The following is a 13,558-nucleotide window of genomic DNA, read 5'->3' on the forward strand; positions in this document are numbered from 1 at the left end:
CGAAACTCGCCCCCGCGAGCCGCCCGCCGCGAGCCGCCCCCGCGAGCCGGCACGCACGGCCCCCGGCACGCGCGTCAGCGCACCGCGGCGCGCCCCAGTTCGATGAGCTCCGTCACGAGTTCGGCGTAGGAGACGCCCGACGCGGCCCAGCAGCGCGGGTACATCGACAGCGGCGTGAACCCCGGCATCGTGTTCACCTCGTTCACGACGAAGCCGTCGTCGGTCAGGAAGCAGTCGACGCGGGCGAGCCCGGAGCCGCCGATCGCCTCGAACGCCCGGGCGCCGATCGACCGGATCTCGTCGGTCTGCTCCTCGGTCAGGGGCGCCGGGCAGAGCAGTGACTCGTCACCGCCGAGGTACTTCGAGGCGAAGTCGTAGAAACCGTCCTCGGCGACGACGATCTCGCCCGGGAGGCTCGTGCGCGGCACACCGTCACGCCCCTCGAGCACGGCGACCTCGACCTCGCGGCCGATCACGCGCGGCTCGACGATCACCTTCGAGTCGTGCTCGAACGCGAGGTCCATCGCGGCACCGAGCGCAGCGGGGTCGTCGACCCGCGAGACGCCCATGCTCGAACCGGCGCGCGCGGGCTTCACGAACAGCGGCCAGCCGTGCGCCGCGACGGCCTCGGCGACGTCCACCGGGTCCGCCGCCCACTCCCGCCGGAGCACGGTCGTCCACGGCGCGACCCGGAGGCCGGCGTGCTCGAGGACCGCCTTCGCGACGTGCTTGTCCATGGCGAGCGCGCTCGCGAGGACCCCGTCGCCGACGTACGGCAGGCCCGCGATCTCGAGCAGCCCCTGGACGGTGCCGTCCTCGCCGAAGGGTCCGTGCAGGATCGGGAACACGATGTCGACCGGCGCGGTCGTGACCGATCCGTCCGGGTGGGACACGACGAGTTCGCGCGACGCGGGCGAGGTCGGGAACGCCACCCGCGTGCCGTTGTCGGGGACCGTGGGCAGCTCGCCGTCCCGGAGCGTCCACTGCGCCGGGTCGTCGGACTGCAGCGTGAACGCGCCGTCCTTCGTGATGCCGATCGGCACGATCTCGTACACCGACCGGTCCACCACGTCCATGATCCCGCCGGCGGTCACGCAGCTGATCTCGTGCTCGCTGGAGCGGCCGCCGAACAGCACGGCGACGGTGGTGGTTGTCATGGGAGTCCCCTCGGCGATCGTGGGCATGGCAGTCCCCTTGCTGGTCGGGACCGGACCGGTCACTCGCCCTGGGGTTCGTCGGTCTCGGTGAGGTGCGGCGCGATGTTGCGCGGATCGAGCCTACCGGCGAGGACCTCGGCGACCTGCCCCACGATGGGCATGTCGACGCCGTTCGCCGCCGCGAGTTCGAGGATGGGCGCGACGGACGCCAGACCCTCGGCGGTCTGGTTCATCTGCCGGACGACCTCGTCGAAGCGGTACCCCTGGCCGAGCAGCCGCCCGGCCGTGTTGTTCCGCGACAACGGCGACTGGCACGTGGCGATGAGGTCCCCGAGGCCGGCGAGCCCGGACAGCGTCGACGGTTGCGCGCCGAGCGACACGGCGAAGTCGGTCATCTCGGCGAGCCCGCGGGTGATGATCGACGCCTTCGTGTTCTCGCCGTACCCGACGCCGTCGACGATGCCGATGGCGACGGCGATGAGGTTCTTCAGCACGCCGCCGAACTCCGTGCCGATCACGTCGGTGTTGATGAACGACCGGAAGTACGGGTTCGTCGCGACCGCCGCGACCGCACTCGCAGTCTCCGCCGAGGTCGAGGACACCACGGCGGCGGTCGGCTGGCGGCGCGCGATCTCGAGCGCCAGGTTCGGCCCGCTGGCGACCGCGATGCGGTCCTGGTCGATGCCGAGTCCCTCGAGCAGGACCTCGCTCATCCGGAGTCCGGTGCCCCGTTCCACGCCCTTCATCAGGCTGACGACGGGCACACCCTCGGGCAGCAGGGGCGCGATCGCGGACAGGTTGGACCGCAGCGACTGCGACGGCACGGAGACGTAGACCTGCTCCGCGCCGTCCAGCACCGCGGACAGCGATGTCGACGCGGTCAGGGTGCGGGGCAGGTTGATGCCGGGCAGGTAGTCGGAGTTCCGCTTCGTCTCGGTGATCTCACGGGCCACCTCGGGGCGACGGGCCCACAGGACGGTGGTGGCGCCGCCCTCGGCCAGGACCTTGGCGAACGTGGTCCCCCAGCTGCCGGCACCGATCACGGCGACGCGCGGCTTGTCGGTCGACTGCATGACGACGCGGATCGCTGCCGTGTCGACGGCACCGGGAGCGGCGACGGCGGGGTTCGGGCGGTCCTCGTGCGGGCGGAGGCCCGGGCGCTGGTCACTCAAACTTGCCGGTCTCCTTCTGGTTGTTCGCCGCCGGGTCCCAGCGGGTCGCGGGTGCCGGTTCGCCGCGGAGCTCCTCGAGCAGGGCGGTGATGTGCCGCATGAGGAGCTCGGTCGCCTCGAGGAGCACCTGCTGGTCGATCGGGCGCCCACGGTAGGCGGACAGGTCCACCGGGTCGCCGACGATCACGTCGACGCGGGACGGCGGGATGAGCCGGAGCTTCTTGCCGTAGCGCGCCATGATCTTCTGGGTGCCCCAGTGCGCCATCGGGATGAGCGGCACGTCGTTCTCGAGCGCGATCCGCACCGCACCGGTCTTGCCGCGCATCGGCCACAGGTCGGGGTCGCGGGTGAGCGTCCCCTCGGGGTAGACGATGATGGCCCCGCCCTGTTCGACGAGGGACCGGCCGCCGCCGAGCGGGTCGCTGAGGCGCGTCCGCCCGGAGCGCTCGACGGGGATCTGTCCCATGCCGGACATGAGCTTGCCGAACACGGGGACCCGGAACAGCGACGCCTTGGCGAGGAACCGTGGTGCCCGCTTGCTGAGGTACACCGCGGTGCCCACGACGAGGGGGTCGATGTTCGTGAAGTGGTTCGGAGCGAGGACGAACGCGCCGTCCGCCGGCAGTCGGTTCGGACCGTGCCAGTGGTACCGCGCCGAGAACCGGAACGTCGGGATCACGACGGACGCGACGATGCGGAAGGCGGTGTTCAGCTCGCCGCGGTGCCACCGGCGCCCGGGCACGGGCAGGCCGGTCGTGACCTCCGAGGCGGACCCGCGCCGCGCCTCCAGGCCGTCACCGTCGCGAGGCGACGTGGCGGACACCGCGTTCAGCCCGCGAAGTCGAAGTCGGCGCCGAGCTTCCGGAGCTTCGAGATGAAGTGCTCGTAGCCGCGGCTGATGATCCCGACGTTCGTGATGTGCGATTCGCCCTCGGCGGTGAGCGCCGCGATGAGGTGGCTGAACCCGCCGCGCAGGTCGGGCACGCGCACGTTCGCGCCGTGCAGCTTGGTCGGGCCGGTGATGACGGCGGCCTGCTCGAACGGTCGGCGCGCGACGCGGCGGTCGTGACCGGGCAGACCGTCCTTGTGCACGACGATGTCGGCGCCCATCTCGTTGAGGGCGTCGGTGAAGCCGAAGCGGTTCTCGTACACCGTCTCGTGGACGACACTGCGTCCCTCGGCCTGGGTGAGTGCGACCACGAGCGGCTGCTGCCAGTCGGTCATGAAGCCCGGGTGCACGTCGGTCTCGATCACGACGGGCTTGAGGACCTCGAGCTCGCGGTAGAACCGGATGCCGTCTTCTTGGATGTCGAACCCACCGCCGACCTTGCGGAAGACGTTGAGGAACGTCATGAGCTCCTGCTGCTTCGCGCCCTCGACGAAGATGTCGCCGTTGGTGGCGAGCGCGGCGGAGGCCCAGCTGGCGGCCTCGTTGCGGTCGTTGATCGCGCGGTGCGTGTAGCCGCGGAGCGACTGGACGCCCTCGATGAAGATGACGCGGTTCGGCTCGACCGAGACGATCGCGCCCATCTTCTGCAGGATCGCGATGAGGTCCATGATCTCGGGCTCGATCGCGGCGTTGCGGAGCTCCGTCACGCCCTCGGCGAGGACGGCGGAGAGGAGCACCTGCTCGGTCGCGCCGACGCTCGGGTACGGCAGTTCGATCGCCGCGCCCTTGAGCCCGTTCGGTGCGGTGAGGTGGATGCCGCTGATCTGCTTGTCGACGACGGCTCCCATGGCGCGGAGGGCGTCGAGGTGGAAGTCGATCGGCCGGTCGCCGATGCGGCAGCCGCCGAGGTCGGGGATGAACGCCTCGCCGAGCTTGTGGAGCAGCGGGCCGCAGAACAGGATCGGGATGCGGCTCGAGCCGGCGTGCGCGTCGATCTCGGCGAAGTGGGCCGACTCGACGTTCGACGGGTCGAGGATGAGCTCGCCTCGTGCAGGATCGGTGATGCGCACGCCGTGCACCTCGAGCAGCCCACGGACCACCTTGACGTCGGAGATGTCCGGGACGTCCTTGAGGATCGACGGGGTGTCACCCAGCAGCGCCGCCACCATCGCCTTGGTGGCGAGGTTCTTGGCCCCGCGGACCTCGATGCGCCCCACGAGCGGCTTGCCGCCGCGGATGACGATCTCGTCCGACTTGAGGCCGACGCGTGCCCCTGCGGCTGCTGCGTCCTGTACGAGAGAGTTCACTACTTCACCGGCAATGTCTTCGGCCGCCAACGGGAGCGGCGGGATTCGAACTCCGTGATCGAGGTCTCGTCACGGAGGGTGAGCCCGATGTCGTCGAGCCCTTCCATCAACCGCCAACGAGTGTAAGCGTCGATCTCGAAGGGGACGTCCACATCCCCGATCGACACGCGCTGCGACACCAGGTCGACGGTCGCCTCGGTGCCCGGGTTCCGCTCGATCTCGGCCCAGAGCCGCTCGACTTCCGATTCGGTCACGATCGCGGTGACCAGGCCCTGCTTGCCCGCGTTGCCCTTGAAGATGTCCGCGAACCGGGAGGACACGACCACCCGGAACCCGAAGTCGCGGAGCGCCCACACGGCGTGCTCACGGCTCGACCCGGTGCCGAAGTCCGGCCCGGCGACCAGGACCGCCGCCCCCTGGTACACGGGCTGGTTGAGGACGAAGTCGGGGTCCTGCCGCCACCCGGCGAACAGGGCGTCCTCGAAGCCCGTCTTCGTGACGCGCTTGAGGTAGACCGCGGGGATGATCTGGTCGGTGTCGACGTTCGACCGCTTGAGCGGCGCGGCGATCCCGGTGACGGTGGTGATCTTGTCCATCAGTTGGCTCCTTCAGCGGTCGCTGCCGTCGCGCCGGCGTCGTCGGTCACCGTCGCGATCGCATCGTCGGTCTCCAGGTCCCACGGGCTCGACAGCGTGCCCCGGACTGCGGTGGCTGCGGCGACGAGCGGGGACACCAGGTGCGTCCGGCCGCCCTTGCCCTGCCGTCCCTCGAAGTTGCGGTTCGACGTGGAGGCGCAGCGCTCCCCCGGCGCGAGCTGGTCGGGGTTCATGCCGAGGCACATCGAGCAGCCGGCGAACCGCCACTCGGCGCCGAACTCGGTGAACACCCGGTCGAGCCCCTCCGCCTCGGCCTCGAGCCGGACCCGTGCGGAGCCCGGCACGACCATGACCCGGACGCCGTCGGCCTTCTTCCGGCCCCGGATGATCGAGGCGAACGCCCGGAGGTCCTCGATGCGCGAGTTCGTGCACGACCCCATGAAGACCGCGTCCACCTGGATGTCCTTCATCGGGGTGCCGGCCTCGAGGTCCATGTACTCCAGCGCACGCTGCGCCGCCGCCTGGTCGTTGGGGTCGGCGTAGTCCGAGGGGTCCGGCACGGAGTCGGACAGGGACACGCCCTGGCCCGGGTTCGTGCCCCACGTGACGAAGGGTTCCAGCTCGTCGGCGTCGATGAAGACCTCGGCGTCGAACACCGCGTCGTCGTCGGTCTTCAGCGTCTCCCAGTACGCGACGGCGTCGTCCCAGTCCTGCCCGGTCGGGGCGTGGTCGCGGCCCTGCACGTAGTCGTAGGTGGTCTGGTCGGGGGCGACCATGCCTGCGCGGGCACCGGCCTCGATCGACATGTTGCAGATCGTCATCCGGCCCTCCATCGAGAGCGAGCGGATCGCCGAGCCGCGGTACTCGAGCACGTAGCCCTGCCCGCCGCCGGTGCCGATCTTCGCGATCACCGCGAGGATGATGTCCTTCGCCGTGACACCCGGGCGCAGCGTGCCCTCGACCGTGATCGCCATCGTCTTGAACGGCTTGAGCGGCAGGGTCTGGGTGGCGAGGACGTGCTCCACCTCGCTCGTGCCGATGCCGAACGCCATCGCGCCGAACGCGCCGTGCGTGGAGGTGTGCGAGTCGCCGCAGACCACCGTGATGCCCGGCATGGTCAGACCGAGCTGCGGGCCGACCACGTGGACGATGCCCTGCTCCTTGTCGCCCAGGGAGTGCAGTCGGACGCCGAACTCCTCGCAGTTGCGTCGGAGCGTCTCGATCTGCGTGCGGCTCGTCGGGTCGGCGATGGGTCGGTCGATCGCGAGGGTCGGTGTGTTGTGGTCCTCGGTCGCGATGGTGAGGTCGAGTCGACGCACCGGGCGGCCGGCCTGGCGCAGTCCGTCGAACGCCTGCGGGCTCGTGACCTCGTGCACGAGGTGGAGGTCGATGTAGAGGAGGTCCGGGTTCCCGTCCTCGCCCTTGACCACGACGTGGTCGTCCCACACCTTCTCGGCGAGCGTCCTTCCCATGACCTCGACCTCCTCGTTCTCGTCGTCCGGCGCCGCTGACGCGGCGTGATCGGGCGAGTCTAGCAGGTTGGTATACCAAAGCCACGCACCGCTGGCGGGGCAGCCGGGAGGCGCGGCTCGACCGCACGACACCCGTCGCGGTGGGAAGATGGTCCCGACATGACGACAGCTGCGCACTCGACCCGGACCGTGAACCTCGAGGGCGCAGCACGCGCCGCGATCGCCGGCGGTGCGCCACTCGCAACCCTCATCGCGCTCGGGATGCCCGGGTACGCCGCCTTCGCGATGTTCGCCGGCTTCACGGCGATCTTCGGAGCCACCGAGCCCTACCGGCAGCGGGCCGTCACCACCGGCGTCGCCGGTGCGATGCAGGCGCTGTGCATGTTCGCAGGCGTCGGGGTCGCGCTCGTCGGCTCACCGCTCTGGCTCCAGGCAGTCGGGCTCGTGCTGGTCCTCGTCGTCGCCGTCTGCACGCTGAGCACCCTCCGCACCATCCCCGCGCAGCCGATCTTCCCGACGTTCGCCTTCGTCGTCTCCGCGCTCGTGCCCGTGAAGCCCGCCGACGTGCCACTCGTCGCGACGATCATCGTCTGCTCCGTCGCGTGGGCGTGGGTCGTGGCCATGTCCGGGTGGGCGCTGCGGCGCGTGTTCCACCCGCGGGCACCCCACCGGTTCCGTCCCCTCGCCGACCGGAAGCACCGTACGCTCGAGGTCCTCCGGGCACCGGCGCTCTGGGAGACCGTCGGCCTCAACGTCGTCGGGGCCCTCGTCGCCGGGGCCGTCGCCGAGGTGATCCCCTGGCTCGGGCACCCGTACTGGGCCGTCATCGCCGTGGTGTCGACGCTGCCGGCGCTCCGGCAACGGCACACCGTGCTCCGGGCCTTCCAGCGCTTCATCGGCACGATCGGCGGCACCGTCATCGCCGTCGGCATCCTGCTGCTCGAACCGTCCGCGTGGTGGATCGTCGTCATCGCCGTGATCGGACAGTTCTTCGCGGAGATCTTCGTCGCCAAGCACTACGCCGTTACGCTGCTCTTCCTCACGCCGCTCGCGCTCGCGGTCTCGTGGCTGAGCCTCCCCGAGGCGCCGGAGCTCCTCGCGCTCGACCGCATCGCGCAGACGACCCTCGGCGCGCTGGTGAGCGTCGCGCTGCTCGTCGTCGGGCGCGGCATCGAGCGGCGGCGCGGACGCGCACTCGGCGCGACGAGCAGCATCCGGACCGTCTGACGGACGGGAGGCGCGGTGCCAGCCCGCACCGCGCCTCCCGTCCGGCCCGGAACGGGGTCCGTCAGTCGCGCGGCTGGATGTTCCAGGCGTCGATCACGGGGCGGCCGTGCTCGTACCCGAGCACGCTCACGGAAGCCGTGCCGAGCTTCAGCACGGCACCGTCCTGCGGTGCGAGCCGGATCCACGCCGCACCGAGCGCGCGCAGGACGTGGCCGTGGGCGACGACGATGGCGTCCTCCCCCTCGGCGAGGACGGGGCGGGCACGGTCCAGGATGCGTTCGACGCGCACGCGGACCTCGGCGGCGTTCTCACCGGGCGTGTCGCCCGCCGGGACGCCGTCGGTCCAGAGGTCCCACGGGCCGTGGCGCAGCACCTTGATCTGCGGGGTGGTGAGGCCCTCGTACGCGCCGTAGTCCCACTCGTAGAGGTCCTCGTCGACGTCCGCATCAACACCGATGAGCGCGGCCGTGTCCCGCGCGCGCTGCAACGGGCTGGACAGCGCCAGTGCGAACTCGCGGTCCGCGAGGTACCGTCCGGCGCGCTTCGCCTGCTCGATGCCGTTCTCCGTGAGCGGGATGTCGGTGCGGCCGGTGTGCTGCCCGCTCTTGGACCACTCCGTCTCTCCGTGACGGACGAGGACGAGTTCGCCGGGGCGTTCCGAGGTCATGTGTTCCTTCCGAGCCAGAGGCCGAGCGCGGCTGCGCCGACCGAGACGACGAGCATCCCGAGGCCGTTCAGGACGGCGAGCCGGAGGTTGCCGGATCGGAGGAGCTGTACGGTCTCGACGCTCGCCGTCGAGAACGTCGTGTACCCACCCATCATGCCCGTGCCCAGCACCGTGACGGCCGGGAGTGGGATGGTCCCCGCCTGCCCGAGCCCCGTCAGGATGCCGAGCACGAGTGATCCGGTGACGTTGATGACGAGCGTGCCGACCGGGAACCCGGTGACCCGCGCCTTGACGACGCCGTCGATCAGGAAGCGGAGCGCGGCCCCGACTCCCCCGCCGACGGCGACGAGCAGGAGTTCGAGGGCGCTCACCGCCCGGCTCCGTCCGTGCGACGGGGCCGGACGAGAGCCGCGACCCAGAGCCCGGCGACGACGGCGACGAGGCCGAGCAGCACGGTGAGCAGGGCGGAGGCGCTGCCGGCGCCCCACCGTCCGTCGGCGAGCAGGCGCGCGGTGTCGTCCGCGAGCGTGCTGTAGGTGGTGAAACCGCCGAGCACGCCGGTGCCGACGAACAGGCGGAGCCGTCGGCGCCGCCCGATGTCCGGGCCGCGGTGCGCCAGCGCCTCGAGCAGGAGGCCGAGGAGGAACGCCCCCACGACGTTGATCACGAGGACCGTCCAGCTGATCCCGTCCCGCGCCGGGAGGGCCTCGGAGAGCGCCGCACGGGCAGCGGTGCCGATCGCGCCGCCGAGTGCGACGAGCGCGAGGGACGCCCACTGCAGATGCGGTGGACGGACGGGACGGGCGTCGGTCTCGACCACCTCGACGTCCGGATCGATCGGGATGCTCCCGGAGTCGGTGGGGTGCCGTCGGGGTTCGTCGTGCACGGTGCTCCTATCGCCGAGCACGCCGGAGGTCGTCCGCGCGTGCGGTGTTCTCGGGATAGGGACCGTCGGCGGGTGTCCGCGGTTGGGTCCGGCAGGCCCCACTGCCGGGTCTGACGACATCGTCAGCGTACCGCGTCAGTCCGCCACGGCCGCGATGCCCTCGACCTCGACGAGCTGGTCGTCGTAGCCGAGGACGGTCACGCCGAGCAACGTGCTCGGGGCGTCGTGGTCACCCATCGCGGCCCGGACGACCTCCCACGCCGCGACGAGGTCGGACTGCCGGTTCGACGCGACCAGCACCCGCGTCTGGACGAGGTCGTCGATCCCGGCGCCGGCCTCGGACAGGGCCACGCGCAGGTTCTCCACGCATCGGGATGCCTGACCGCGGACGTCGCCGACCGCGACCGTCGCCCCGTGTTCGTCGAGCGGACACGCACCCGCCAGGAACACGAGCCGTGCGCTCGCCGGCGCCGTCGCCGCGTACGCGTACTCGGCGACGGTGCTGAGGGATGTCGAACGGATGAGCTGCACGACGCTGGTCACGCCACCACCATGCCAGAGCCGCCGTCAGCGCAGGGAGAACCCACCGTCGGACGTGAGCACCTGGCCGACGACCCAGCCGCCGGCGTCGGTGGCGAGCCAGCCGATGAGCTCCGCCGGGTCCGTCGGGGCTCCGACACGTCCGAACGGGGTGCTCGCCAGGTACTCGTCGAGCCCCTCCAGCGACCGGTCGGTCGTCTCGGGATCCATGTACCCGGTGTTGACCGGCCCGGGGTTGACCGTGTTGAGCACGAGTCCGAGCTCGAGGAGTTCGGCGGCAACGGTGGCCGTGACCCCGGCGAGGGCGGCCTTGCTGGCGGCGTAGGCGACCTCGCCGACCATCGCTCCGTGGATCTGGCCCGACGTCATCCAGAACACGTGTCCCTGCGCCTGGGCGTAGGGACCGTTCCCGACGATGCGGTCCCCCGGTCGCCGCGGCTCGTCGCTGCGGGGCGCTCGGAGCCGGGCGAACTCCGCGGTGAGCAGCAGGGTCGCGCGGGTGTTCACCTCCCAGAAGGCGGAGAGGCGCTCGGGCGTCATGTCGAGGATGCTCCCGTCGTCACCGCTCTTGGCCTGGTTGCACACCAGGATGTCGAGCTGCCCGGTGAGCGCCGTGGCCGCCCGGATCACCTCGGGGATCGCGGACGGGTCGGAGAGGTCGCCGGGGACGTCGGCGAACCGCGCACCTGCGGTCAGGGTCGCCCGGATGCCGTCCCGCACCGCGTCGAGGTCGTCACCGCCCCACGGCAGGTCGAGGTCGTGTGGACGATGGTGGTGGATGACGACGTGCGCACCGAGCGATGCGAGCTTCGAGGCGACGGCGAACCCGATGCCACGACGTCGCGAGACGCCGGTGACGAGGGCGGTCTTGCCGTGCAGGGGCAGAGATGCGGACATGGTGAACCTTTCGACGGCGCCGGGACGGGGCGCGGATGGGGATCGAAGAAGGTTCAGCGGCACTGCATGGCCCCGAGCGTACCGGCCCGACGACGTTTCCGGAACCAGCCCCTGCGCGGCGCACGCCCGGACCGCGGCGGTGCACACTGGTCCGGTGCCCGGAACAGCCGATCCCGAACCCACGACGTTCCTCGTCACGGGGATGCCCGGCGCCGGGAAGTCGACGATCAGCCGGATGCTCGCCGCAGCCCTTCCTCGTGCCGCGCGGATCGCAGCGGACGACGTCGCCGGGATGATCCTGTCCGGCGGCGTCTGGGCGCTCGGTGAACCAGCCGAAGAAGCAGACCGGCAACTGCGTCTCTGCTTCCGCAACGTCGGGTCGCTCGTCCGCAACTTCGCGGAGGCCGGCTTCGAGAGCGTCGTGGACTGCGTCGTGCCCGACGGCGCGCACCTCGATCGGCTCCTCGGCGAGTTCCCGCAGGGCAGGACGGAACTCGTGGTGCTCGCACCCGGCGCAGCGTGCTGCCGCGAGCGTGACCGCGCCCGGTCCGCGAGCGACCGGTTCGCGTTCGACGGGTACGACGAGCTGGACGCGTCGATGCGGCACGGCTTCGGCGAGCGCGGCCACTGGATCGACACGTCGGAGCTCGATGCCGACGAGACGCTCCGGGCGGTCCTCGACGCCGTGCATCGCCAGGCCCGGTGACGACGAAACCCCCGGCGAGCCGGAGCTCGTCGGGGGTTTCATGGACGCTGTGACCCCAGCGGGATTCGAACCCGCGTTACCGCCGTGAGAGGGCGACGTACTAGGCCGCTATACGATGGGGCCGTTCCGACAACCCGATAAGTATTGCACAGGCCTCGCAACCTGCCAAAACGAGGCGTGTCGCCCGGGTGCGCCGCCATGCCGCCGCGGGCATACGGTGGAGCGATGACCGCTGACCGGGACGGCTCCGCACACGTCCAGCGCATCGCGGGCAGCGGTTCGGCGGCACTCCGCATCGGCCTGTCGGGCTGGCAGTACGACGCCTGGCGCGGTGACTTCTACCCGGAGCGGCTGGCGAAGCGGCGGTGGCTGGAGTACGTCGCGGGACGGTTCCCCACCGTCGAGCTGAACGGTTCCTTCTACTCGTTGCAGCGACCGGAGCGGTACCGGGCCTGGCGCGAGGCGTCCGGCGGGGGCTCGTTCCGGTTCGCGGTCAAGGGCGGCCGCTACATCACGCACATGCTCCGCCTCCGGAACGTCGAGACGGCGCTGGCGAACTTCTTCGCCTCGGGTCCGCTCGAACTCGGGGAGACGCTGGGGCCCGTGCTCTGGCAGCTCCCCGAACGGCAGCTGCCCACGCCGGAGGTCCTCGACGCCTTCCTGACGCTGCTCCCCCGCTCCCACGGCGCGGCCGCGGAACTCGCGGCCCACCACGACGACAAGGTGCCGTCACCAGCGGCGGACGGTCGGCCGGACCCGGGAGGCGCGCAGCACCCACCGACGGACGGCGCGACACCGCTGGTCCACGCGATCGAGTTGCGCGCGCCCGGCCTCGGGACCGAGCACCTGGACGTGCTGCGTCGGCACCGCGTCGCGCTCGTCGACTCGCACGCGGGTGACTTCCCGCGGTTGCGGGAGGACACCGGAGCCGCGATCGCATACCTCCGGTTGCACGGCGCCCCGAGGACCTACCACGACGGCTACTCCGCCCAGGCGCTGGGGAGGTGGGCCTCGACGGTCGTCGGACACCTCGAGGCCGGGCGCGACACCTACGTCTACTTCGACAACGACGCCGAGCGGCACGCCCCGTGGGACGCGCTCGCGCTGGACCGGATCGTCGCGGACCGTCTCCGCCGGCGCTCCTCGCCCCGGTCGGGGCCGGGCACCCGACGTCCGGACCTGGCGGGCAGCTGACGTACCGCCTGCCGGGGTCCGGTGGCACGGTCGGGGCGAGCCGCGCCTCCCGGCCCCGACCTCAGATCGTGAGGGACTCGCCGGGCGCGAGGACCACGAGCGAACCGGACGGCTCGACGGCTTCACGGAGGCGGCCGGTGTGCATGCCGTACCCGATGTCGGAGAGGGTCGCCTCGTGCACGGGGTAGGCACGCCGGGGCGCGACCGCGAGCACGTAGTCCATCATCTCGGCGACCTTGAGCCAGGGCGCTCCGATGGGAGCGGCGAGGACCTCGACGGGGACGTCCGGCACCGTGTAGGAGTCGCCGGGGTGGAAGAGCCTGCCGTTGACGAGCACACCGGTGTTGTCGACGACGGGGACGCTCGAGTGGATCAGGTTGTGGCGGGTGCCGTGGAAGTCGAGCTCGAACGGCCCCACCTCGCGGTGGTCCCCCGCGGTGACGACGTCGACGGTGGTGCCGGTCAGGGCGCGGGCGACACCCGCCGGGCCGATGACGACGGCGTCGGGGTTCCGGCCGAGGATGCGGTCGATCTGCTCGGGCGTGACGTGGTCCGGGTGTTCGTGGGTGACGATCACCGCGACGACGCCGTCGACGTCGACCGGTCGGGTGAAGTCTCCGGGGTCGATGACGAGGCGGGCGGTGCCCTCGGTGACGATCTGGCAGGCGTGTTCGAGCTTCGTGACCTCCATGCGGCCGACGATACGCGCCGGTGCACGACGGCCGCCGCACGGTCACGGTGCGGGGGCGTGCGGTCGTCCCGGACGTGACGCGCGTCGAACCACGGGAACGACGTCGAACCGGGCGCTGTGAGTGGTTCGACGTCAGATTCGTGGTTCGATCGCACGT

15 protein-coding genes and 1 tRNA gene are annotated in these 13,558 nt (G+C 71.4%); 3 read left to right on the top strand and 13 right to left on the bottom strand.

The features are described from left to right. Nucleotides 1-74 precede the first annotated feature (74 nt). The 6 genes from ACTJKO_RS14230 to leuC form a co-directional block, all read right to left on the bottom strand. Nucleotides 75-1,157, bottom strand: a complete 1,083-nt coding sequence (locus tag ACTJKO_RS14230) for a D-alanine--D-alanine ligase family protein (RefSeq protein WP_440689796.1) — start codon at nt 1,155-1,157, stop codon at nt 75-77. A gap of 59 nt (nt 1,158-1,216) precedes the next feature. Further along, complete coding sequence (locus tag ACTJKO_RS14235; protein WP_440689856.1) at nt 1,217-2,230, bottom strand: NAD(P)H-dependent glycerol-3-phosphate dehydrogenase; 1,014 nt, start codon at nt 2,228-2,230, stop codon at nt 1,217-1,219. A gap of 91 nt (nt 2,231-2,321) precedes the next feature. Then, nucleotides 2,322-3,152 (bottom strand): lysophospholipid acyltransferase family protein, encoded by an 831-nt coding sequence (locus tag ACTJKO_RS14240; RefSeq protein ID WP_440689797.1) that lies wholly within the window; start codon nt 3,150-3,152, stop codon nt 2,322-2,324. 5 nt (nt 3,153-3,157) lie between these two features. Then, nucleotides 3,158-4,525 carry a UDP-N-acetylglucosamine 1-carboxyvinyltransferase gene (gene murA, locus ACTJKO_RS14245; protein WP_440689798.1) on the bottom strand — a complete coding sequence of 456 codons (1,368 nt, stop codon included), beginning with the start codon at nt 4,523-4,525 and terminating at the stop codon, nt 3,158-3,160. Next, on the bottom strand, nt 4,525-5,121 hold the full coding sequence (leuD, locus tag ACTJKO_RS14250) for a 3-isopropylmalate dehydratase small subunit (RefSeq protein ID WP_440689799.1): 597 nt from the start codon (nt 5,119-5,121) through the stop codon (nt 4,525-4,527). The genes murA and leuD overlap by 1 nt, the downstream gene beginning before the upstream one ends. After that, nucleotides 5,121-6,593: a 3-isopropylmalate dehydratase large subunit gene (leuC, locus tag ACTJKO_RS14255; RefSeq protein ID WP_440689800.1), complete on the bottom strand. Its 1,473-nt coding sequence runs from the start codon at nt 6,591-6,593 to the stop codon at nt 5,121-5,123. Before leuC ends, leuD begins: the two co-directional genes overlap by 1 nt. 159 nt (nt 6,594-6,752) lie before the next feature. Between leuC and ACTJKO_RS14260 the strand changes: the two genes are divergently transcribed. Beyond that, on the top strand, nt 6,753-7,820 hold the full coding sequence (locus tag ACTJKO_RS14260; protein ID WP_440689801.1) for an FUSC family protein: 1,068 nt from the start codon (nt 6,753-6,755) through the stop codon (nt 7,818-7,820). Between the two features lie 61 nt (nt 7,821-7,881). Here ACTJKO_RS14260 and ACTJKO_RS14265 read toward each other — a convergent pair whose 3' ends face one another. The 5 genes from ACTJKO_RS14265 to ACTJKO_RS14285 all read right to left on the bottom strand — a co-directional run bounded on the left by ACTJKO_RS14265 (nt 7,882) and on the right by ACTJKO_RS14285 (nt 10,810). Then, entirely contained in the window at nt 7,882-8,487 is a 606-nt protein-coding gene (locus ACTJKO_RS14265; RefSeq protein ID WP_440689802.1) for a histidine phosphatase family protein, read from the bottom strand. After that, nucleotides 8,484-8,858, bottom strand: coding sequence for a fluoride efflux transporter CrcB (gene crcB, locus ACTJKO_RS14270; RefSeq protein ID WP_440689803.1), 375 nt, complete (start codon nt 8,856-8,858; stop codon nt 8,484-8,486). Before crcB ends, ACTJKO_RS14265 begins: the two co-directional genes overlap by 4 nt. After that, nucleotides 8,855-9,331 carry a fluoride efflux transporter FluC gene (locus ACTJKO_RS14275; RefSeq protein ID WP_440689857.1) on the bottom strand — a complete coding sequence of 159 codons (477 nt, stop codon included), beginning with the start codon at nt 9,329-9,331 and terminating at the stop codon, nt 8,855-8,857. Before ACTJKO_RS14275 ends, crcB begins: the two co-directional genes overlap by 4 nt. Before the next feature lie 177 nt (nt 9,332-9,508). Further along, a complete protein-coding gene (locus ACTJKO_RS14280; protein WP_440689804.1) occupies nt 9,509-9,916 on the bottom strand; it encodes a RidA family protein in 408 nt (135 codons plus the stop codon). 24 nt (nt 9,917-9,940) lie between these two features. Beyond that, nucleotides 9,941-10,810 carry an SDR family oxidoreductase gene (locus ACTJKO_RS14285; RefSeq protein ID WP_440689805.1) on the bottom strand — a complete coding sequence of 290 codons (870 nt, stop codon included), beginning with the start codon at nt 10,808-10,810 and terminating at the stop codon, nt 9,941-9,943. A 154-nt stretch (nt 10,811-10,964) separates the two neighbouring features. Here ACTJKO_RS14285 and ACTJKO_RS14290 point away from each other — a divergent pair, with 154 nt between their 5' ends. Next, complete coding sequence (locus tag ACTJKO_RS14290) at nt 10,965-11,516, top strand: AAA family ATPase (protein WP_440689806.1); 552 nt, start codon at nt 10,965-10,967, stop codon at nt 11,514-11,516. A 50-nt stretch (nt 11,517-11,566) separates the two neighbouring features. On the opposite strand, the gene ACTJKO_RS14295 is transcribed toward ACTJKO_RS14290, so the two are convergent. Then, nucleotides 11,567-11,639 (bottom strand) — tRNA-Glu (locus ACTJKO_RS14295). A 102-nt stretch (nt 11,640-11,741) separates the two neighbouring features. Here ACTJKO_RS14295 and ACTJKO_RS14300 point away from each other — a divergent pair. Next, on the top strand, nt 11,742-12,710 hold the full coding sequence (locus ACTJKO_RS14300; RefSeq protein ID WP_440689807.1) for a DUF72 domain-containing protein: 969 nt from the start codon (nt 11,742-11,744) through the stop codon (nt 12,708-12,710). Nucleotides 12,711-12,771: 61 nt separating this feature from the next. Here the strand turns inward: ACTJKO_RS14300 and ACTJKO_RS14305 are convergent, their stop codons facing one another. Further along, nucleotides 12,772-13,401, bottom strand: coding sequence for an MBL fold metallo-hydrolase (locus ACTJKO_RS14305; protein ID WP_440689808.1), 630 nt, complete (start codon nt 13,399-13,401; stop codon nt 12,772-12,774). Nucleotides 13,402-13,558: the final 157 nt, after the last annotated feature.

The organism is Curtobacterium sp. 22159 (assembly GCF_052045775.1).
GTDB lineage: Bacteria > Actinomycetota > Actinomycetes > Actinomycetales > Microbacteriaceae > Curtobacterium.